The 3,377-nt window shown below is 40.7% G+C and carries 6 protein-coding genes; all 6 read left to right on the top strand.

All coding sequences use genetic code 11. The annotated features are described in order from the left end of the window. Positions 1-144 precede the first annotated feature (144 nt). The gene (locus tag IDZ20_RS04800) at positions 145-603 is read left to right on the top strand and encodes a hypothetical protein (protein WP_188150299.1); all 459 of its coding nucleotides are present in this window, start codon (positions 145-147) and stop codon (positions 601-603) included. A gap of 27 nt (positions 604-630) precedes the next feature. Beyond that, positions 631-924: a hypothetical protein gene (locus IDZ20_RS04805; protein WP_188150300.1), complete on the top strand. Its 294-nt coding sequence runs from the start codon at positions 631-633 to the stop codon at positions 922-924. A gap of 151 nt (positions 925-1,075) precedes the next feature. Continuing rightward, a complete protein-coding gene (locus tag IDZ20_RS04810) occupies positions 1,076-1,546 on the top strand; it encodes a hypothetical protein (protein WP_188150301.1) in 471 nt (156 codons plus the stop codon). A gap of 106 nt (positions 1,547-1,652) precedes the next feature. Beyond that, positions 1,653-1,988 carry a hypothetical protein gene (locus IDZ20_RS04815; RefSeq protein WP_188150302.1) on the top strand — a complete coding sequence of 112 codons (336 nt, stop codon included), beginning with the start codon at positions 1,653-1,655 and terminating at the stop codon, positions 1,986-1,988. 14 nt (positions 1,989-2,002) lie between these two features. Continuing rightward, the gene (locus IDZ20_RS04820) at positions 2,003-2,431 is read left to right on the top strand and encodes a hypothetical protein (RefSeq protein WP_188150303.1); all 429 of its coding nucleotides are present in this window, start codon (positions 2,003-2,005) and stop codon (positions 2,429-2,431) included. A gap of 433 nt (positions 2,432-2,864) precedes the next feature. Next, complete coding sequence (locus IDZ20_RS04825; RefSeq protein WP_188150304.1) at positions 2,865-3,185, top strand: hypothetical protein; 321 nt, start codon at positions 2,865-2,867, stop codon at positions 3,183-3,185. Positions 3,186-3,377: the final 192 nt, after the last annotated feature.

The raw sequence follows: 3,377 nt of genomic DNA on the forward strand, positions 1-3,377 counted from the left end.
GAAAAAGAAGGCATTCTGCAAACGATGGGGTTAGCCCTGTTGAGTTTGAAGCGAAAGCAGCTATTGCTGCATAAGTGGGGTGTCTACTTTTAGTGGGGAACACCAAATTCCACTGGAACCGTGACTATTAGGCCAGGAGAATAAATGATGCTCAGACGACTAGTTGTATTTTACTTCGTGTTTTTATTTATATCGTCAGTATCTGCTGGGGAGGATCACTATAAATCTCAAGTGCTGTTGGGCGTTCAGAAACAGCATATAAAAAGCGTCGTTGATTTTACTGAGGATTGCTTTTCTGATATCGATCGCTCTGTTGTGGTCATTGATGGTGCTGAGGCAAGTAAGGTCTTTCCATTTTATTTGAGTAAAAATGAGTATATTGAATTAGAGTTTAATAGTTGTACCGCTAATGGCGTAGTTGTGAAAGTTTCTGTTCCAATAGCCGAATCGAAGTTTGAGTCATTAAAAAAATTCTACTCGCTGGCTTATGGTGAACCACAGATTGGTTCGCATAAGAATCACTTCATCTGGAGCCTATCGGAAGGAAGTGTTTCCTTGATAAAACTATCTAAATCTAGATACGCAGTTTTAATGGCTCTTTAATTTGCATATAAGGTGAAACCTGATCTATTGAAAGGTGAGGTTGAGGTGGAGTTGAACGATTACATCAAGGGCAAGTTGTCGTCGGGAGGTGTTGAACTCAGTGTGGACCTCGGAGCTGCATCAGTTTCATTTGATCAGGATGGAAAAATTTCTGGCACGTATGGCTTTGTTAAAGGCGAGGGTCAGTTTTCCGGATTAGGTACAAAACTCACGTCTTTAGGTGTTGATATTAAAGGTGCTCAGTTTACATTGAGTGACTTTTCATCGACCTCCCTTTCTTGGAAACTCCATTATTCGAATAGTTTTTGGGTTACGATGTAGGTAAGCACTTCGCTAGCTTTAGTGGCTCTATCAACATAGATCCTGTGCATTACATAATACAAGCAAGAGCTGGCAGAGCGGGGCAGCAATACCGATCTGGGTCAACGAATTACGTTGAACAATGCATGGCTAGAAATTTTGAGGGTTGCTAATGATTAAGTTGATAGCAGTTTTAGTTTTTTTTCTAACCACTTTGGGGCTGAATGTAAATGCTGGAGGCGGAGGTACTGATTGCGAGTCTAACGTTTATTTTTTCCAAGATTATATTGGTCAAATAACCGAAGTTGAAGCGAATACAGCAAGATATTTCAATCTGCGTTATCTCTCTCAAGAAATGAAAAAACACGGTACACCAAATGAGGAAATTACAACTAGGTTATTGAAATACATATCGAGTATTGATCAGTTATTGGAAGGGATCTCGTTGATAGCGGTGAACTTTTCCTGTACTGGTCAATCTTCGAGGCTGGTTTTTAAAATTGATGATAAAGACTCGGCTGGGAAGGGAGACTACATAATCGTTCGCTTGATTGAAGGCCGGGTCATAAATATGAGTTTCGAGGAATTTGGCGTCTTATTGGATAACATGGAAATTCAAGATTTAGCCTACAAGAAACTATAAATAATCTCATGCACAAAAGGAGAATTTTAATCGGGCTGTTTCACAAGGATTAAGTGATGCGCAAGGGTATGTCAATGGTTCGGAAGAGAATATAAGTGCTGGCACTGTGATTCGGCAGGAAGATGGAGTTTATTATGTTGATGGCTCTCCCAGTGAAAACCACGTAAGGGGGCTGACTGATATTGGCGCTTTTGGCGGTGCACTGCAGCCACTGGATAGTCCTTCAATGGCTGATGAATTTAAGAGGATATTTTTTGGAGGTTCAGGGCGGCCGCCTGCCTCCGAAAGTGTTAAAGCGCTGGCAATTTCTTTAGATCGATACAAGGACGATAGGTATATAACAAACGAAGGCTTGGTAGAACGATATAGTGCTCTTTCTAGGAAAGTGGAAGCCCCTGTGTTTGTAACAAGCCCATCAGCTAAAAGTACATATTTTTTTTGATGGAAGTGGAGAGTATGAAACTTATGAGTTTTAAAGTTTTAGCGTTTTTTCCTATGCTTTTGTTAATTGTTGTAATTGAAGTTGCGTGTTCACAGAAGAATCAAAGCTTGTACGATGAGATAGTTGACCACCCGAAATACTTTGAGGGGAAAACTATTAAAGTAGAAGGTTTTTTTCAATATGATGGTGAAAGCTTATTGTACAAAGATGCTCTCACAGCAAAAAAGTTGGAATTCAATGGCGCAATCTTGGTGCAGGATAAGTCTATTAATAATGAGTTGGTGGATCAATGTGGAGGTCAAAATGTGCGAGTATCTGGGTGGGTTGTACTGAAGTATGATCGTGCAAAGTTAATCGACATAGATACTGTTTATTCTATGGATAGGAACGTTGTTTGTTGGGCTTCCAAATACGACCGAACGTCAGCCGGATTCAACCCGTAAGTGCACCACCTGGGCCATTAGGCTTGGTGGTTTTCCAGCCTTTGCTGGCTAATCAGCTTTGTCAAACTCAGGCAAAGAGTTTCGATTCATCATAGAAGTAACAATGGGGGACAGACCCCAATTAAAAAGTTGTGAATCAAGGGGGCAGAGTATTTGAAAAAAAGGTTGATTCTTTGTCTCTATTTTGTCGCTTTTTTAAAACCCTAGGACAATAGGGGACAAGTCCCAATGAAGAGTTAGACTGACTTTGTTACTTACATCGCAACGAGCTGAAAGCGTTGGTTTGATGATAAAAGGGCTTGGGCAGTGTTATGTGCAGTGTATAAACCGCTCGTATTGGCGCAGTGCCGCCCGTTATACGTTAGAATTTTCAGTTTGTTTGTGGTGATGATCTAATATCTAGATAACATTTTTTCTCAATGTAGGGATGCTTATGAAGTATTTTATTTTTCTCTTTTTGTTAATTTCAAATATCGCACTAAGTTGCGGGGTTGTCGGCGCGAAAGTAATGCAGGCTCACCGTTATCACGATGGGTATATATTTGTAGATTTCGATAAGCCTACAGATTGCGATTGTACTATCTCCAATCGACTAGCATTTAGAGATGATGATCCGAATATGGATTTTGTAAAATCAATGATTCTGGTGGCGTACACAACAGGCGCACTGATTACGGCGCGATCAGATCTAGAAAGTTGTTCCATTCATGGCAATACTGCGAAAATGACTTATTTTATGTTGCAGGAAAAGTGAAATAAGCTATAAGAATACTGCGACGCTAGATGTGTTTGGGGTGGTTGTCAATAGCTTAGGTCGTTTGTGTTTCCCTAGCCGCTTAGGGCGACGTACCCAAGCGCTTTTGCAGGCACTGAATCGCCATCGCCGCCGCCGAGGTTCGATTGTCGACTTGTAGTTTTTTAAACAGTTGTTCTAAGTGCTTGTTAA

This window comes from Teredinibacter waterburyi, from assembly GCF_001922985.1.
GTDB classification, from domain to species: Bacteria; Pseudomonadota; Gammaproteobacteria; order Pseudomonadales; family Cellvibrionaceae; genus Teredinibacter; species Teredinibacter waterburyi.